This window comes from Pseudomonas sp. JL23 (genome assembly GCF_056933585.1).
On sequence record NZ_CM167795.1, the window covers coordinates 2,452,897 to 2,468,866 of the forward strand.

A 15,970-nucleotide genomic window follows, 5' to 3' on the forward strand; every position below is an offset into this window, starting at 1 on the left:
CAGGGTGGTTTTCCGGCCGCCCGTTTTTACGCAAGAGCTCTATGCAAAGCAGCAGCACTCTTTTTCCCGTAGCCTTGATCAGCGCCGAACGTTGCGGCGATCTGATCGAGGACGTGTATCGCCTCAAACCCGCCAACAGTCCGGACTACAGCGTGGAGCTTGCGGTCACGCGCCTGGGCCTGTTCGAACACCCCGATCAGCGCGGCGTGCCAGTCATCCTGCTGCACGGCAGCTTTTCCAACCGCCGCTTCTGGTATTCGCCAAAGGGCATCGGCCTGGGCGCCTATCTGGCCCGGGCCGGGTTCGATGTATGGATCCCGGAGATGCGCGGCCATGGCCTGTCGGCGCGCAACCAGGCGTATCGTTCCAACCGTGTGGCGGACTACGCGCGTTACGACTTGCCGGCCATTTCCGCCTTTGTCCGCGAGCAGAGCGGACAGATTCCGCACTGGATCGGTCACTCACTGGGCGGCACCACCCTGGCTGCGGCGTTGGGCGGGCAATACCTGGGCGCGCCGGGCGCAGCTTCCGTGGCGCTGTTCGGCAGCCAGGTCAGCCGCACCTACTGGCCACTGAAAGTGCCGCCGGTGCAATGGTCCGGGCGCCTGTTGCTCAAGCCCTTCGAGCATATCTCTGGCCCGCGTTTCAAGCGCGGCCCGGAAGATGAGCCGATCGGCCTGGTGCTGGAAAGCATGCGCTGGCATGGCCTGTTCGGTCGTTTCGGCGATGCCCACGGCAACTGGTGGACCGGTCTGAAGGATGTCGAGGTGCCGGTGCTGGCAGTGGCGGCGGTTGGGGACGAGCAGGACCCGGAATGGGCCTGCCGCAAGTTGTTCGAGCAGATAGGCTCTTCCGAGCGGAAATTTGTCTGCCTGGGCCGCGAGCACGGTTTCAGCGAAGACTTCGGCCATGTGCAGATGCTGGTCAGCAAATCTGCGCAAACGGAGGTCTGGCCGCTGGTCGCTGACTGGCTGCGGGAGCGTTCGCCGGTGACCGAAGACGCGTTGCCTGAGGCTGCGGCGGGTTAAGACGTTTGAACGATTCCGCTAGGGCGGAGCAGGGGCTAAGATGTGACGAATCAGCCAACTTTGGTCACGAAAGTAACCACTTTCATATTATTGTCTGACAGGCACCGTTCAACTTGATCGCGCTAGACTACGCTTCTGTGCCTGCGATCTTCACCTGACAGGAGTTAACCATGCATTACATTACGCCCGATCTGTGCGATGCCTACCCGGAACTGGTCCAGGTGCTCGAACCCATGTTCAGCAACTTTGGCGGCCGAGATTCCTTTGGTGGTGAAATCGTCACGATCAAATGCTTCGAAGACAACTCCCTGATCCGCGATCAGGTGGCACTCGACGGCAAGGGCAAGGTGCTTGTGGTCGACGGCGGCGGTTCCCTGCGTCGTGCCCTGTTGGGTGACCTGCTGGCCGAGAAGGCCGCACACAATGGCTGGGAAGGCATGGTGATCTACGGCTGCATCCGTGACGTCGATGTCATCGCCCAGACCGACCTGGGTGTCCAGGCCCTGGCCACGCACCCGATGAAGACCGACAAGCGCGGCATTGGCGACCTCAACGTAGCCGTGACCTTCGCCGGTGTTACCTTCCGTCCGGGTGAGTATGTCTACGCCGACAATAATGGCGTCATCGTTTCACCATCGCCTCTGACAATGCCGGAATAAGCGAAACCTGAATGCTTGACGAAACAAACGCGCAGTGGGGGCTGGTTCATGCCTTGGTACTGGACGGCAAAGGCGGGGCGCGTTTCATCGCTCGTACCGATCTGCAAACCCTGCAATTGCAGCCGCACGAAAGTGTCTGGCTGCACTGGGATCGCAGTCATCCGCAAACCCACACCTGGTTGCGCAGTGCCAGTGGCCTGAGCGAGTTTGTCTGCGACCTGCTGCTGGAAGAAAATACCCGCCCGCGAATGTTGTCACTGCCTGATGAAGAACTGCTGCTGTTCCTGCGCGGGGTCAACCTCAATCCTGGCGCCGAGCCTGAAGATATGGTCTCGGTAAGGATTTTCGCGGCGGCCCAGCGGGTCATTTCCCTGCGTCTGCGGCCATTGCGCGCCACGGACGAACTGATCGAAAAATTCAACGAAGGCAAGGGGCCAAAAACCGCCTCCGAGCTGATTCTTTATCTGGCGCAATACCTCACCGATAAGGTTCAGGCACTGGTCAGCGACCTGACTGAATCCATTGATGACGAAGAAGAGAAGATCGACGCCGACGAGCGGTACGAGCCGGATCACGGCAAAATGCTGCATATCCGCCGTCGTGCGGCCGGTCTGCGACGTTTTCTGGCCCCGCAACGGGACATTTATGGTCAGCTGACGCGCTGCAAGTTGCCCTGGTTCGTCGCCGATGACGGCGATTACTGGAACGAGCTGAACAACAGCCTGACCCGTTACCTTGAGGAGCTTGAGTTGACGCGGGAGCGTGTAGGGCTGGTGCTGGAATCCGAAGACCGTCGCCTCAGTGAGCGCATGAGCCGGACCATGTACCGTTTCGGCGTGGTCACCGGGATCTTCCTGCCCATGAGCTTCCTCACCGGCCTGTTGGGTATCAACGTCGGCGGCATTCCCGGATCGGGCAGCCCTTATGGCTTTCTGGTCGCCTGCATGATGATGGTGGCGGTGGCGGTGGGACAATGGTGGCTGTTCAGAAAGCTGCGCTGGGTATGACGGTTACATTTTTTATGCGTTACCGGATGACTCATTTGTGACTCGCCTGAAATCGGCCACGTCTCCCAGTGACATTGCGTGAGGTGCCTATGCACGATCCGTTCGAAGAATCACTGCGTGACATGCTCAACTCGTCGTCCTCCAGCCGGGATGACGATGCGTGTCTGGGGCGAGTTCTCAAGACCGCCAACCGCCAGGTCGGTGCCGGTGTGCTGTTCAGCCTGCTGGGCCGCTGGTCCCAGGCCATGATGATTGCCCTGAACAATGGTTCGGCGCATATCGCCCCGGTTTCCCGCCGCAAACAGAACAACCGCCCTGTCGATAAGGCTGAGTGAATATGGAATTGAATCTCTGGACACAGAGCCTGGTTGCCGCAATGACTGCATTGTGGACCAAAGTCGCAAACTTCATCCCCAACCTTTTCGGTGCCCTTGTTGTGGTGCTGCTGGGGTTCGTCGTCGCCAAGCTGCTCGATACCCTGTTGTCCAAGCTGCTTGCCAAGCTGGGCCTGGATCGTCTGATGGGCGGTACGGGCCTGACCAAGCTGATCAGCCGCGCCGGTGTACAGGTGCCGATCTCGACCCTGATCGGCAAGATCATCTATTGGTTCGTCCTGCTTATTTTCCTTGTGTCCGCCGCCGAGTCCCTGGGTCTGGAGCGGGTTTCCGCCACCCTCGACATGTTGGCGCTGTACCTGCCGAAAGTGTTCGGCGCGGCCCTGGTGCTGCTGGTGGGTGTGCTGCTGGCACAACTGGCCAATGGCCTGGTGCGCGGTGCTGCCGAGGGCGTAGGCCTGGATTATTCAGCGGGCCTTGGGCGAATCGCCCAGGGCCTGGTCATTATCATCAGTATTTCGGTGGCTATCAGTCAGTTGGAGGTCAAGACTGACCTGCTCAACCATGTGATCGTCATCGCGCTGTTGACCGTTGGTCTGGCCGTCGCCCTGGCGATGGGCCTGGGCAGCCGTGAATTGGCGAGCCAGATACTGGCCGGGATTTATGTGCGGGAGTTGTATCAGGTTGGGCAACATGTGCGTGTGGGAGGGGTCGAAGGGCAGATCGAAGAAATCGGTACGGTGAAAACTACGCTGCTGACAGATGACGGCGAGCTGGTGTCATTGTCCAACCGTATTCTTCTTGATCAACAAGTGAGCAGCCGATAGGCCGCTAACCTGTTAAGCTATGCCGCCACGAATAGTCGCAAATCCGCGCCGTGGCGGCCAATGACCTGACTGTCGGCACGACTTGTTTTGAATAACCCCCAACCGCTATCGATGCGCTATGACCCCCGCGAACTCTCTGATGAGGAGTTGGTGGCGCGCTCGCACGTTGAACTATTTCACGTGACGCGGGCTTACGAAGAATTGATGCGTCGCTATCAGCGAACCCTTTTTAACGTCTGTGCACGATATTTGGGGAACGATCGCGATGCTGATGATGTCTGTCAGGAAGTGATGCTTAAGGTGTTGTATGGCTTGAAGAATTTCGAGGGTAAATCGAAGTTCAAAACCTGGCTCTACAGCATTACGTATAATGAATGCATCACCCAGTACAGAAAGGAACGGCGAAAGCGTCGGTTGATGGATGCTTTGAGTCTGGACCCTCTTGAGGAAGCGTCGGAAGACAAGACGCCAAAACCTGAAGAGAAGGGCGGACTCGATCGCTGGCTTGTGCATGTGAACCCGATCGATCGGGAAATTTTGGTGCTGCGTTTTGTCGCAGAACTGGAATTTCAGGAGATCGCAGACATAATGCACATGGGCCTGAGTGCCACGAAAATGCGCTACAAACGAGCACTTGATAAATTACGTGAGAAATTTGCAGGCATTACCGAAACTTAACTCGGAGCAAAGATCTCTAACGAGCAGGCAAATCTGTTAGACTTGCCGATGAGTTGTCCCCGGATATGCGGGACTGCTTCACAATCACCAGATGGGGATTTAACGGATGAAACTGAAAAACACCTTGGGCTTGGCCATTGGTACTATTGTTGCCGCGACATCGTTCGGCGCTCTGGCTCAAGGCCAAGGCGCAGTCGAGATCGAAGGCTTCGCCAAGAAAGAACAGTACGACAGCGCCCGTAATTTCAAAAATAACGGCAACCTGTTCGGCGGTTCGGTTGGCTACTTCCTGACTGACGACGTTGAGCTGCGTCTGGGCTACGACGAAGTGCACAACGTCCGTAGCGATGACGGTCGTAACATCAAAGGCGCAGACACTGCCCTTGATGCTCTGTACCACTTCAACAAGCCAGGCGACATGCTGCGTCCATACGTCTCGGCCGGTTTCTCCGACCAAAGCATTGGCCAGAATGGCAGCGGCGGTCGTAACCGTTCCACCTTCGCCAACGTTGGCGCTGGTGCAAAACTGTACTTCACCGAAAACTTCTACGCCCGTGCTGGCGTTGAAGCTCAGTACAACATCGACCAAGGTGACACCGAGTGGGCACCAAGCGTTGGTATCGGTGTGAACTTCGGTGGCGGCTCCAAGAAAGTTGAAGCTGCACCTGTTGAAGCGGCTCCAGCCGTTTGCTCCGACAGCGACAACGATGGCGTTTGCGACAACGTTGACAAGTGCCCTAACACTCCAGCCAACGTAACTGTTGACGCTAACGGCTGCCCAGCTGTAGCTGAAGTTGTTCGTGTTCAGCTGGACGTGAAATTCGACTTCGACAAATCTGTGGTCAAGCCGAACAGCTACAGCGACATCAAAAACCTCGCTGACTTCATGAAACAGTACCCACAGACCACCACCACTGTTGAAGGTCACACTGACTCCGTCGGTCCTGACGCTTACAACCAGAAACTGTCGCAGCGTCGTGCTGACGCAGTTAAACAAGTTCTGGTTAACCAGTACGGTGTTGGCGGCAACCGCGTTCAGTCCAAAGGCTACGGCGAAACCCGTCCAGTGGCTGACAACGCAACTGAAGCTGGCCGCGCGGTTAACCGTCGCGTAGAAGCTGAAGTAGAAGCTCAAGCTAAGTAATTAGCCCGCTTCAATAGAAAAGCCCGGCTTAGGCCGGGCTTTTCTTTGCCTGCGATTTGGTATTTGGATATATGCAGATAATTCGTTGGAGCCGGGGTTACCCGCGACAGCCTTTACGCGGAGTGTCTATTGCGCCACGCCGTCCGGTTCGTGGGCAAGCCTCGCTCCCACGGGATTGTGTAATCGTCACCTTACTCCTGAGACGGATTTTGTAGCTGCCTTGGGCGACAGCGCCTGTCCGCTGGCCGCTACCGCACCAATTACAAGAATGGCCGGGCTCTTCAATTCGAAGTCTGCGGCGTCCTGCTGCATAGCGGCCAGTGAGCTGCGGCATTCGCGCTGATGGGGCAGGGAAGCGTTCTCGATCATGGCCACGGGAGTGTCCGCGGTCATGCCGCCGGCCAGCAGGCTGTCGCGGATCTCGCCCAGCTTGGCGACACCCATATACACCACCAGCGTCGTGCCGCCCTTGGCCAGAGCCTGCCAGTCCAGTTGGCTGTCATCCTGAGTGTGAGCCGTGACCAGGGTCACGCCGCGACTGATCCCGCGCAGGGTCAGGGGAATGCCGCATTGCGTCGCCCCGGCCAGCCCGGCGGTAATGCCATTGACGACTTCAACCTCGACGCCATGGTCACGCAGCCACTCGGCTTCTTCGCCGCCCCGGCCGAAAATGCACGGGTCGCCGCCCTTGAGCCGGACCACGCAACGCTTTTGCCGTACATAGCGCAGCATCAGGCGATTGATGAAGGCCTGGGGTGTCGAGCGGCAGCCGCCACGCTTGCCCACCGACACTATTCGCGCACCGGGGCAATGTTGCAGTACGGCGGGATTGACCAGATCGTCGATCAGCACCACATCAGCTTCGTTCAAGGCGCGCACGGCCTTGAGGGTCAAGAGTTCGGGATCACCGGGACCTGCACCGACCAACCAGACTTTCGCACTCATGACGCACTCCTCACAGTGATCGGCGCTGCGGCCGCCAGCAGACGCTTGATTTCCGGCACGCAGGAACCGCACAGGGTCCCGCAGCCCAGTTGGCCTTTCAATTGATTCAGATCCATACCGCGCTCGATACCGCCCAGCACGGCCGCTTCGCTGACGTTTTTGCAATTGCACAGAGTCTTGCCGCTTGCTGCTGGCTTGCTGCTCTTGCCCGGTGGCGTGCTCAGCGGGGCCAACAGCCAGCGACGCAGGGATTCGTCGACCCGGCCTTCCTGCCAGAGCCCTTGCAGCCAGTGCCGGGCGGCGGTTTCCCCGGCCAGGCGGATCGCAGTGATGCGCCCGTTATCGAGGCGGATGCGTTTGCCCACCCCGTGTTTGCCATCGTCGTAAGCCATGACCGAGCTGCTTTCCAGGCCCAGCGCCTCGTCGATCTGTTGCAGCCACTCTGCTGCGGGCGCTTCGACACTGGCAGCGCGGATCAGCAGGGCCGGGCGCTCTCGTCCGACCAGGCCGAGGCTGGCGTAGGCAAAGGCGTCACACAGGGGGCGAACCTTCTGTAAATGACGCTGCACATCACCTTCGATCAGGATGTACAGCTGCCATGGCAACTTGACCCGCTCCAGGCGCACGCCGGAATGCTTCAGTTCCGGCTGCTTGGAGATGGCGTCATAGGCCGGTTGGGTCAGTACATTGACCCCGCCCTTGAGGAAGCGCTCGCCCCAATGCATCGGCAGAAAGGCCTGGCCGGGACGTACGCCCGGATCAGCGACGACGGGCACGATCAGGCTGGCCCGGCGGCTGTGCAGGCGCACCAGATCACCGGCCTGCAAGCGATGGCGCTGCAGTTCATCAGGATGCAGGCTCAGCACCGCTTCGCTGACATGGCCGAATGATTGCGCGGCCGTACCGGTGCGGCTCATGCCGTGCCACTGATCGCGCAGGCGGCCGGTGTTGAGGGTCAGGGGATAGCGCGCGTCGCGCAGTTCTTTGGGCGCCTGATACGCTTCGCTGATAAAGCGTGCGCGCCCCGACGGCGTTGGAAAGATACCGTCCTGATACAGGCGTGCCGTGCCGTTTTGCGCGCCTTCGGGGAAGGGCCATTGCTGCGGCCCGCGTTGCTCGATCAGCTCGTAGCCGAGACCGCTCAGGTCCAGATCGCGGCCACGGGTCAGCTGCTTGTACTCATCGAACAACGCCTGGGGCGTGGCGAAATTCAACAGGGCGGGGCTGCCGGGGCGTAGACGCTCCTGCAGACGCCGGGCGAAATCCACAGTGATGGCCCAGTCAGGGCGAGCCTGGCCCGGTGCCGGAATCGCTCTACGCACCCGCGACACCCGACGCTCGGAGTTGGTCACGCTGCCTTCTTTCTCGCCCCAACTGGCGGCGGGCAGCAGCAGATCGGCGAAACGGGCGGTTTCGGTGGTGTGAAAGGCTTCCTGCAAGACCACGAACGGGCAGGTATTCAGCGCCTGCTGCACCTTGAGCTGGTCCGGCAGCGACTGAGCCGGGTTGGTGCAGGCGATCCACACGGCCTTGATGGTGCCATTGGCCATGCCGTCGAACAGTTCGATGGCGGACAAGCCAGGTGTATCCGGCAGTTCAGGCACCCCCCAATAGGCGGCAACTTCAGCGCGATGTTCGGGGTTGGCGACTTCACGATGCCCCGGCAGTAGATTGGAGAGACTGCCGGTTTCGCGGCCGCCCATAGCATTGGGCTGACCGGTCAGGGAGAACGGTCCTGCGCCGGGGCGGCCGATCTGCCCGGTGGCCAGGTGCAGGTTGATCAGCGCGCTGTTCTTCGCGCTGCCGGACGTCGACTGGTTCAGACCCATGCACCACAGCGACAGAAAGCTTGGCGCCTGACCGATCCAGCGCGCGCAGGTCAGCAGATGGTCCAGGGAAATGCCGCAGAGTTCGGCGATTTTTTGCGGCGGGTAGTCGTGGACCAGGCTTTTCAGCTCGGCATAGCCCTCGGTGTGAGCCTCGATAAAGTCCTGGTCGATCCAGCCTTCCCACATCAGCAGATGAAGAATCCCATGGAACAGGGCGACATCGGTGCCTGGCAGAATCGCCAGATGCAGGTCGGCCAGCTCGCAGGTATCGGTGCGGCGCGGGTCGATCACGATGATTTTCATCTCGGGGCGCCGGCTTTTGGCTTCTTCCAAGCGACGAAACAGTACCGGATGGGCGTAGGCCATATTGCTGCCGACGATCAGTACACAATCGCTCAGCTCGATATCTTCGTAGCTGCACGGCGGGGCGTCGGCGCCGAGGCTGCGCTTGTAGCCGACCACCGCCGACGACATGCACAGGCGTGAATTGCTGTCGATATTGTTGGTGCCGACCACGGTCCGCGCCAGTTTGTTGAAGGCGTAGTAGTCCTCGGTCAGCAACTGGCCGGAGATATAGAAGGCCACGCTGTCCGGGCCGTGTTCGTGGATGGTTCGGGCGAAGAGGCTGGCGGCATGATCCAGAGCGGTGTCCCAGTCAGTGGCACTGCGGGGCAGTGACTTGCTCAGGCGCAGTTCCGGTTGCAGGGCTCTGGCGCTGAGATCACCGGTCAGGTGCAGGCTCGCGCCCTTGCTGCACAGCTTGCCGAAGTTGGCCGGGTGCTGCGGATCGCCGCTGACACCGAGGATTTTCTCGTCGTCGTGTTCGATCAGAACCCCGCAACCGACGCCGCAATAGCAGCAGGTCGAGGCAGTAGTGCGGGTGTCCGCTGCGGGAACCAGAGTCAGGGGGGGTGTGCTTGGCAGTCCCATCACGCGGCTTCCCCGATTGCGACCGGCCAGTCCTGACCAAACATCAACTGATCGCGGATGTCAGCAATGGAGCGGCCTTCGCGAATCAGCTGCATGTACCAGCCGCCGTCAACGGTGTCGCCATACAGGCAAGCGCCGACCAAGACGTCGTTCCTGATGACCAGTTTCTTATAGATCCCGCTGAAGGGATCACGCAGGGTCAGGCTCTCGGTGCCTTCGCCGCCCATGAAGTCTCCGGCGGAGAACAGGTCGATGCCGGTGACCTTGAGCTTGGTCGAGGTCACCGAGCCCTTGTAGCGGGCGAAGCCCAGTTGCGCCAGGTGATTGGCGCAGACCTTGGCCTGCTCGAACAGCGGCGCCACCAGGCCATAGGCGATCCCGCGATGGCTGGCGCATTCGCCAATGGCATAGATGCGCGGGTCGTAGGTTTGCAGGGTGTCGTTGACCAGAATGCCACGCTGGCACGGCAGCCCGGCCTGCTCGGCCAGTTCGGTGGTTGGCCGGACCCCGGCAGCCATCACCACCAGGTCGGCGGCGACTTGCTCGCCATTGGCGAACTGCACGGCCTTGACCCGACCCTGATCGTCGTCCAGCAGGGCCTGGGTCTGTTCGTTCAGGCGAAAATTCAGGCCGCGACTTTCCAGGGCGTTCTGCAACAGCAGGCCGGCAGTCATGTCCAGCTGCCGTTCCAGCAGCCATTTGCCGATATGTACCACGGTGACGTCCATGCCGCGCAACTTGAGGCCGTTGGCGGCCTCAAGGCCCAGCAAGCCGCCGCCGATCACCACGGCGTGACGGTGGGTCCCGGCGGTGTGGATCATGGTGCGGGTATCGGCGATGTCGCGATAGCCGATCACACCGTCGAGGCTATGGCCCGGAATCGGCGGAATAAAGGGCGTGGAGCCGGTGGCGATCAGCAGGCGGTCGTAGTGGGCCTGGGTGCCATCATCGGCGATGACCAGGCGCCGGGCCCGGTCGATCTTCACCACCCGACGGTTAAGCAGCAGCTGGATATTGTTATCCAGGTACCAGCCCAGGTCGTTGAGCACGATATCGTCGAAGGATTGCTCTCCGGCTAGAACCGGTGAGAGCAGGATGCGGTTGTAGTTGGGGTGCGGCTCGGCACCGAACACCGTGATGTCGTAGAGGTCGCCGCTGAGCTTGAGCAGCTCTTCCAGGGTGCGTACGCCTGCCATGCCGTTGCCGATCATGACCAGTCTGGGTTTTTTCATGGGTCTCTCCGGGCCTGCTCGACAAATTCTGCGCAAACAAAAAAGGCGTCCTGCCAGTTGCCTGGCAGGACGCCTTTGTCCTGTCCCGTTATCTCGGGAGGCGCCGCTTTCATCGTTGAAAGCGAGCGCGATGTAGTTCTCTGCAGTTGGCTATGCAGCGGTTGTGCCAAGTGTCTAGAGGGTTTGCCTGTAGGAGTGGCTTTAGCCGCGAGAGCGTCCTCCCGGCTAAAGCCGGTCCTACGGTATTGTGCGGTTCCGGGGCTCCACAGCAGGTCCACAGACCTTTTGACTGATCTGATTTGCACCATTGCGAGGCTTTTTGCACCGGATTGGCGCAATCCTCAGCCCTTGAACAACCACACCATCAGGATCAGGTTGATCAACAGCGAGACCAGTGCCAGGGTGCGCCAGACCTTCAACGGTTCCCGCTCAAGCAACGGTTGACGACGCGGAACCAGAGGCTGGTGCTCGGCCTGTTCCAGTTGCAGCAGCCATTGTTCGGCGGTTTCAAAGCGCTGTTGCGGATCCACCGCCAGGCCCTGCATCAGGTTCTGTTCCAGGCCATCGGGCAGATCCGGGCGATAGCGACTGGCCGGGACCGGGCTGGCGAAACGACGCTGCTGAAAGGCCTCGATCTCGCCGTAGGGATAGTGTCCGGTCAGCAGGTAATACAGGGTGACGCCGACGGCATACAGATCCTGTTGCGGATCGGGTGGCGCGCCCTTGAAGGCCTCCGGGGCAATGAAACTCGGGGTGCCGGGCAATTCACCAGGTGCCATGAGCGACAGGCCGGGGCAGAAGGCCAGGCCGAAATCCAGCAGGCGCAGTTCGCCGTCATCGCTGAGCAACAGGTTGTCCGGCTTGATATCGCGATGAATGATATTGCGTCGATGCAGCAGGCCAACGGCGCGCAGCAGGCGATTGGCCAGATCCCGCCATTGCGCCACCGGCAGCGGTCCGCTGCCTTCGAACAATTGCGCCAGGGTATGGCCGGGGTATTCGCGCATCAGGTAATACAGATGCTGGCGATCCGGGGCGGGGTGAATCTCAGGGAACCACCGGCCCGCGACCCGGCGCAGAAACCACTCCTCAAGCAGCAGGGCGGGGCCGGCTTCGCTGTCCTGATGGCGGCTGTCGGGCAAGGTCTTGAGCAGCCAGGGTTGGCCCTGGTCGTCCTGCACCCGGTAGAGCAGGGATTGCCGCGACTCGTTGAGCAGGCGGGTCACCTGCCAGCCCTCGAAGCGCTGACCGGGTTTCAGCCGCGGCGGCAGGGGCCATTGCTGCAACTGGCGCAGGGTGTCGCCGAGATCGTCCTGACCCAATGCATCGATTTGCACCAGCAGCGCGCTGGCATTGTCCTGACTACCGGCCCGGTGCGCGGCGCTGACCAGAGTCTGCACGGCACTGTCCAAGTCAGTCTGTTCGTCGAGAATGGCGCGAATATGGCTGTCGGCGAGGGTCGCCCAAACGCCGTCGCTGAGCAGCAACAGCCGCTCGCCAGCCTGCAGCTCGCCGTCCAGGTAGTCCATGACCACATGCTGATCCAGGCCCAGGGCGCGCTTTAGCACATGCTGCATGTCCGGTTGTTCCCATACATGGTCTTCGCTCAAGCGCTGCAAGTGCCCGGTCTGCCAGCGATAGGCCCGACAGTCGCCGATATGGGCGAGGGTAAAGCGTCTACCGCGCAGGACCAGGGCGCTGAGGGTGGTGAGCAGGCCGTTGGCCAGCAGCCAACGGTTCTGCGCCAGTAACAGACGGTCCAGCGCCTGGGTGATACCCCAGGTTTCCGGGGTCGAGTAGTAGTCCAGCGCCAGGGCCTGCAAAGTTGCCTGGGCCGCCAGCCTGCCGTCCTGGCACTGGCTGACGCCGTCGGCCAGGGCGAACAGATAACCTTTGCTGGCGGCCAGGGCCGGGGCCGGAGTGACCAGGCGCACAGCGTCCTGATTCTCCGCCCGTGGACCGCTGGCGCTGAACTGGGCAACCCGCAGTTGCAGGCCCATCAGACCCGTGCTGCGGTGACGGCAGCCGAACCCCAGGTGGTTCTCCAGCGACGCTTGACGTTGAGCAGGCCGAACCAGGCCAGTACGCCGAGCAGAGCGAACAGCCACAGGCCCAGTTGGTAGTCACCGGTGTTCTGCTTGATCGCGCCCAGACCCGCAGCGAGCAGGAAGCCGCCGATGCCGCCAGCCATGCCGATGAGGCCGGTCATTACGCCGATTTCCTTGCGAAAGCGTTGTGGTACCAGTTGGAATACCGCGCCATTACCGGCACCGAGGCCCAGCATCGCCGAAACGAACAGCGCCAGAGCCACCCAGGAGCTGGGAATATGGAAGCCCACGGCAGCAATGCAGATGGCCGCTACGGTGTACATGAACGACAGGGTGCGAATGCCGCCGAAACGATCCGCCAGCGCGCCGCCCAACGGACGCATCAGGCTGCCACCGAAAACGCAGGCGGCGGTGTAGTAACCGGCAGTCACCGGGCTCAGGCCGTACTGGTCGTTGAAGTAACCGGGCAGGGCGCTGGCCAGGCCGATGAAGCCGCCAAAGGTCACGCTGTAGAAGAACATGAACCACCAGCTGTCACGGTCGCCCAAGGCCTTGAGGTAGTCGGCGCGGGATTTCGGCTTGCTGCGTTCCGGAGCGTTGCGTGCCATCAGCGAGAAGGCGATCAGGGTCAGGATCAACGGGATCAGGGCAAAGCCGAAGACGTTGGTCCAGCCGAAAGCTGCGGCCAGTACCGGCGCGATCAGAGCAGCAAATACTGTCCCGGAGTTACCGGCCCCGGCGATGCCCATGGCTTTGCCTTGATGCTCTGGCGGATACCATTGCGAGGCCAGGGGCAGGGCGACGGCGAAGGACGCACCGGCCATACCCAGGCAAACGCCGAGCAGCAAGGCCTGGCCGTAGCTGTGAATACCCAGTTGCCAGGCGCCGAGCAGGGCGACGATGACGATGACCTGGCCAATGATACCGGCGGTCTTCGGTGACAGTTGATCGGCCAGCATCCCCATCAGAAAGCGCAATACGGCCCCGGCCAGGATCGGCGTGGCGACCATCAGCCCGCGCTCCTGGGTGCTCAAGTGCAGGTCAGCGGCAATCTGCACCGCCAGGGGGCCGAGCAGATACCAGACCATGAAGCTCAGGTCGAAATACAAAAAAGCGGCAAACAGGGTGGGTTTGTGACCGGCCTTCCAGAAACTTGTACTCATCGAACACCTCATCTGCAAAAGGGGAACCTGTCGGGCCGAGGACCGCGACGGATACGAGGTGGAGCGCACACACGGCGGCTCCACCGGCTCCAGACCGCGGAGCCAAGACGAAAAAAAACGTCGCAACCCGATTCGCTGTTCAGCGAAGGGGTAGGCGACGTCTTTGTCGTATTCAGTGGGGCAACCGCCGTTGGCTGCCTGCGTAATGGCTTTAGCAAAAGCCGGGCCAAACCTGGCAAACGCCAGCCTGAGCGGGTTGGCGGGGAGCGCGAGTATTGCGGGGTGCCTGCAGCGGTTCTGCTTTGGTGCGCGCAAGGGGCGGGTGCTTCAAGAGTGATCACTGCGCAAACGCGGTCGCGCGCACCCTTTGAACTGTCTATAATCCCCGCCCTGTCTCCAGCCTCCTCGAGCCGCGCCCGCCCATGTATAACCTGGCCCGCCAGTTACTGTTCAAACTCTCCCCCGAGACCTCCCACGATCTGTCCCTGGACTTGATCGGCGCCGGTGGCCGCCTGGGCCTCAATGGCCTGCTGAGCAAGGCGCCTGCGCGTCTGCCGGTGACGGTCATGGGCCTGGCGTTCCCCAATCCGGTGGGACTGGCGGCGGGCCTGGACAAGAACGGCGCCGCCATCGACGGTTTTGCCCAGTTGGGTTTCGGCTTTGTCGAGATCGGCACCGTGACGCCGCGTCCGCAGCCGGGCAATCCGAAACCACGGATTTTCCGCCTGCCCCATGCCGAAGCCATCATCAACCGCATGGGCTTCAACAACCTGGGCGTGGACAATCTGGTCAATCGGGTCAAGGCCGCCAGCTACAAGGGCATCCTGGGGATCAATATCGGCAAGAACTTCGATACCCCGGTCGAGCGCGCCGTCGATGACTATCTGATGTGCCTGGACAAGGTTTACGCCCACGCCAGCTATGTCACGGTTAACGTCAGTTCGCCCAACACCCCGGGCCTGCGCAGCCTGCAATTCGGTGACTCGCTCAAGCAATTGCTCGAAGCCTTGAGCGTGCGTCAGCAGGCCCTGACCCTGCAATATGGCCGCCGCGTGCCCCTGGCCATCAAGATCGCCCCGGACATGACCGATGAAGAAACTGCGCTGGTCGCGGTGGCCCTGATTGAAACCGGGATGGACGCAGTCATCGCCACCAACACCACCCTGAGCCGTCAGGGCGTCGAAGGTCTGCCCCATGCCGACGAGGCCGGTGGCCTCTCCGGTGCGCCGGTACGGGAGAAGAGCACCAATACGGTCCGCGTACTGGCCGCAGAACTGGCCGGTCGTCTGCCGATCATCGCTGCTGGCGGCATCACCGAGGGCCGCCACGCTGCCGAGAAGATTGCGGCCGGGGCGAGCCTGGTGCAGATCTACTCCGGCTTCATCTACAAGGGCCCGGCGCTGATTCGAGAATCGGTGGATGCGATTGCGGCGATGCCGCGCGTCTGATCGCAGACTGTGGGAGCCAGGCTTGCCTGCGAAGGCTATGTGTTGGTTTATAGATATGTATCGGATGTACCGGCCTCTTCGCGGGCAAGCCTCGCTCCCACGAAAGTGGCGCAAGGCGATTTAGCGTTGAGCCCATAAAAAAGGGCTCCATAAAGGAGCCCTTGGGCCGCAGCCCGCCGTCCGGATGGGACGTGCATGGTTTTCAGTAAAGATGCAAAGATTGATTGTCAGTCGATGAGTCCAGCTACCTTAGCCGACCGCGTGAAGTTCGTTGAGTCTGTGAATGCCCGCAGTGCCGGTCATACCGTCCCAGTTGTCGCCACGTCCTTCTCGCCAGCCATTGATCCAGGCTTGGCGTACCGACGGTAGAGTAAAAGGGCAAAGCTCACGGGATTTACCATGAACGCCATACTGATATCCGCGTAAAAATGCTCTTTCCAACGGATCACGCTTAAGTCTTCTCATAGGGTGTTGCCCTCGTTTGTTGACTGTTATGTCCCTGAGACCTCTTGCTCGAGGTCGGGCAGAATATTTCTGCCGTTGGTGCCCGCTGCCGGCGTCGCGGGCCTGGATGTCGTCACCGTTGCAGTGACAACCTGTGGTGAGTTCTAACCAATGCGTCGGGCGCTGTGAATGACCGTTTTGTCATAAGCAAGTCATATTTGGAATGCTTGGGCGATAAGCACAGATATGTTTC

Annotated in this window: 13 protein-coding genes and 1 pseudogene; 8 read left to right on the forward strand and 6 right to left on the reverse strand. The window is 60.9% G+C overall.

The window, feature by feature from the left end; translation table 11 throughout:
* Nucleotides 1–41: 41 nt before the first annotated feature.
* The 7 genes from AC1Z24_RS11545 (at nt 42) to AC1Z24_RS11575 (ending at nt 5,678) form a co-directional block, all read left to right on the forward strand.
* Complete coding sequence (locus AC1Z24_RS11545; protein ID WP_483745737.1) at nt 42–1,028, forward strand: alpha/beta fold hydrolase; 987 nt, start codon at nt 42–44, stop codon at nt 1,026–1,028.
* 170 nt (nt 1,029–1,198) lie between these two features.
* Nucleotides 1,199–1,687, forward strand: a complete 489-nt coding sequence (gene rraA / locus AC1Z24_RS11550; RefSeq protein WP_259100214.1) for a ribonuclease E activity regulator RraA — start codon at nt 1,199–1,201, stop codon at nt 1,685–1,687.
* 11 nt (nt 1,688–1,698) lie between these two features.
* Nucleotides 1,699–2,694: a zinc transporter ZntB gene (locus AC1Z24_RS11555; protein WP_483745738.1), complete on the forward strand. Its 996-nt coding sequence runs from the start codon at nt 1,699–1,701 to the stop codon at nt 2,692–2,694.
* Nucleotides 2,695–2,783: 89 nt separating this feature from the next.
* Entirely contained in the window at nt 2,784–3,029 is a 246-nt protein-coding gene (locus AC1Z24_RS11560) for a CrfX protein (RefSeq protein ID WP_259100208.1), read from the forward strand.
* 2 nt (nt 3,030–3,031) lie between these two features.
* Entirely contained in the window at nt 3,032–3,856 is an 825-nt protein-coding gene (locus AC1Z24_RS11565) for a mechanosensitive ion channel family protein (RefSeq protein ID WP_259100205.1), read from the forward strand.
* Between the two features lie 87 nt (nt 3,857–3,943).
* Nucleotides 3,944–4,534 (forward strand): RNA polymerase sigma factor SigX, encoded by a 591-nt coding sequence (gene sigX, locus AC1Z24_RS11570; RefSeq protein ID WP_259100202.1) that lies wholly within the window; start codon nt 3,944–3,946, stop codon nt 4,532–4,534.
* Between the two features lie 106 nt (nt 4,535–4,640).
* Nucleotides 4,641–5,678, forward strand: a complete 1,038-nt coding sequence (locus tag AC1Z24_RS11575) for an OmpA family protein (RefSeq protein WP_413307920.1) — start codon at nt 4,641–4,643, stop codon at nt 5,676–5,678.
* A 186-nt stretch (nt 5,679–5,864) separates the two neighbouring features.
* On the opposite strand, the gene cobA is transcribed toward AC1Z24_RS11575, so the two are convergent.
* The 5 genes and pseudogenes from cobA to AC1Z24_RS11600 all read right to left on the reverse strand — a co-directional run bounded on the left by cobA (nt 5,865) and on the right by AC1Z24_RS11600 (nt 13,825).
* Nucleotides 5,865–6,623, reverse strand: coding sequence for a uroporphyrinogen-III C-methyltransferase (gene cobA / locus AC1Z24_RS11580; RefSeq protein WP_483745739.1), 759 nt, complete (start codon nt 6,621–6,623; stop codon nt 5,865–5,867).
* Nucleotides 6,620–9,382: a nitrate reductase gene (locus AC1Z24_RS11585; RefSeq protein ID WP_483745740.1), complete on the reverse strand. Its 2,763-nt coding sequence runs from the start codon at nt 9,380–9,382 to the stop codon at nt 6,620–6,622. Before AC1Z24_RS11585 ends, cobA begins: the two co-directional genes overlap by 4 nt.
* 29 nt (nt 9,383–9,411) lie before the next feature.
* Nucleotides 9,412–10,614, reverse strand: a pseudogene (locus tag AC1Z24_RS11590) (NAD(P)/FAD-dependent oxidoreductase); the annotation flags it as partial.
* Nucleotides 10,615–10,955: 341 nt separating this feature from the next.
* Nucleotides 10,956–12,614 (reverse strand): bifunctional protein-serine/threonine kinase/phosphatase, encoded by a 1,659-nt coding sequence (locus AC1Z24_RS11595; RefSeq protein ID WP_483745741.1) that lies wholly within the window; start codon nt 12,612–12,614, stop codon nt 10,956–10,958.
* Nucleotides 12,614–13,825 carry a nitrate/nitrite transporter gene (locus AC1Z24_RS11600; protein ID WP_483745742.1) on the reverse strand — a complete coding sequence of 404 codons (1,212 nt, stop codon included), beginning with the start codon at nt 13,823–13,825 and terminating at the stop codon, nt 12,614–12,616. Before AC1Z24_RS11600 ends, AC1Z24_RS11595 begins: the two co-directional genes overlap by 1 nt.
* A 422-nt stretch (nt 13,826–14,247) precedes the next feature.
* On the opposite strand from AC1Z24_RS11600, the gene AC1Z24_RS11605 reads away from it, so the two are divergent.
* The gene (locus AC1Z24_RS11605; protein ID WP_483745743.1) at nt 14,248–15,273 is read left to right on the forward strand and encodes a quinone-dependent dihydroorotate dehydrogenase; all 1,026 of its coding nucleotides are present in this window, start codon (nt 14,248–14,250) and stop codon (nt 15,271–15,273) included.
* A 249-nt stretch (nt 15,274–15,522) separates the two neighbouring features.
* Here AC1Z24_RS11605 and rmf read toward each other — a convergent pair whose 3' ends face one another.
* Complete coding sequence (gene rmf, locus AC1Z24_RS11610) at nt 15,523–15,738, reverse strand: ribosome modulation factor (protein WP_002553055.1); 216 nt, start codon at nt 15,736–15,738, stop codon at nt 15,523–15,525.
* Between the last annotated feature and the right edge of the window lie 232 nt (nt 15,739–15,970).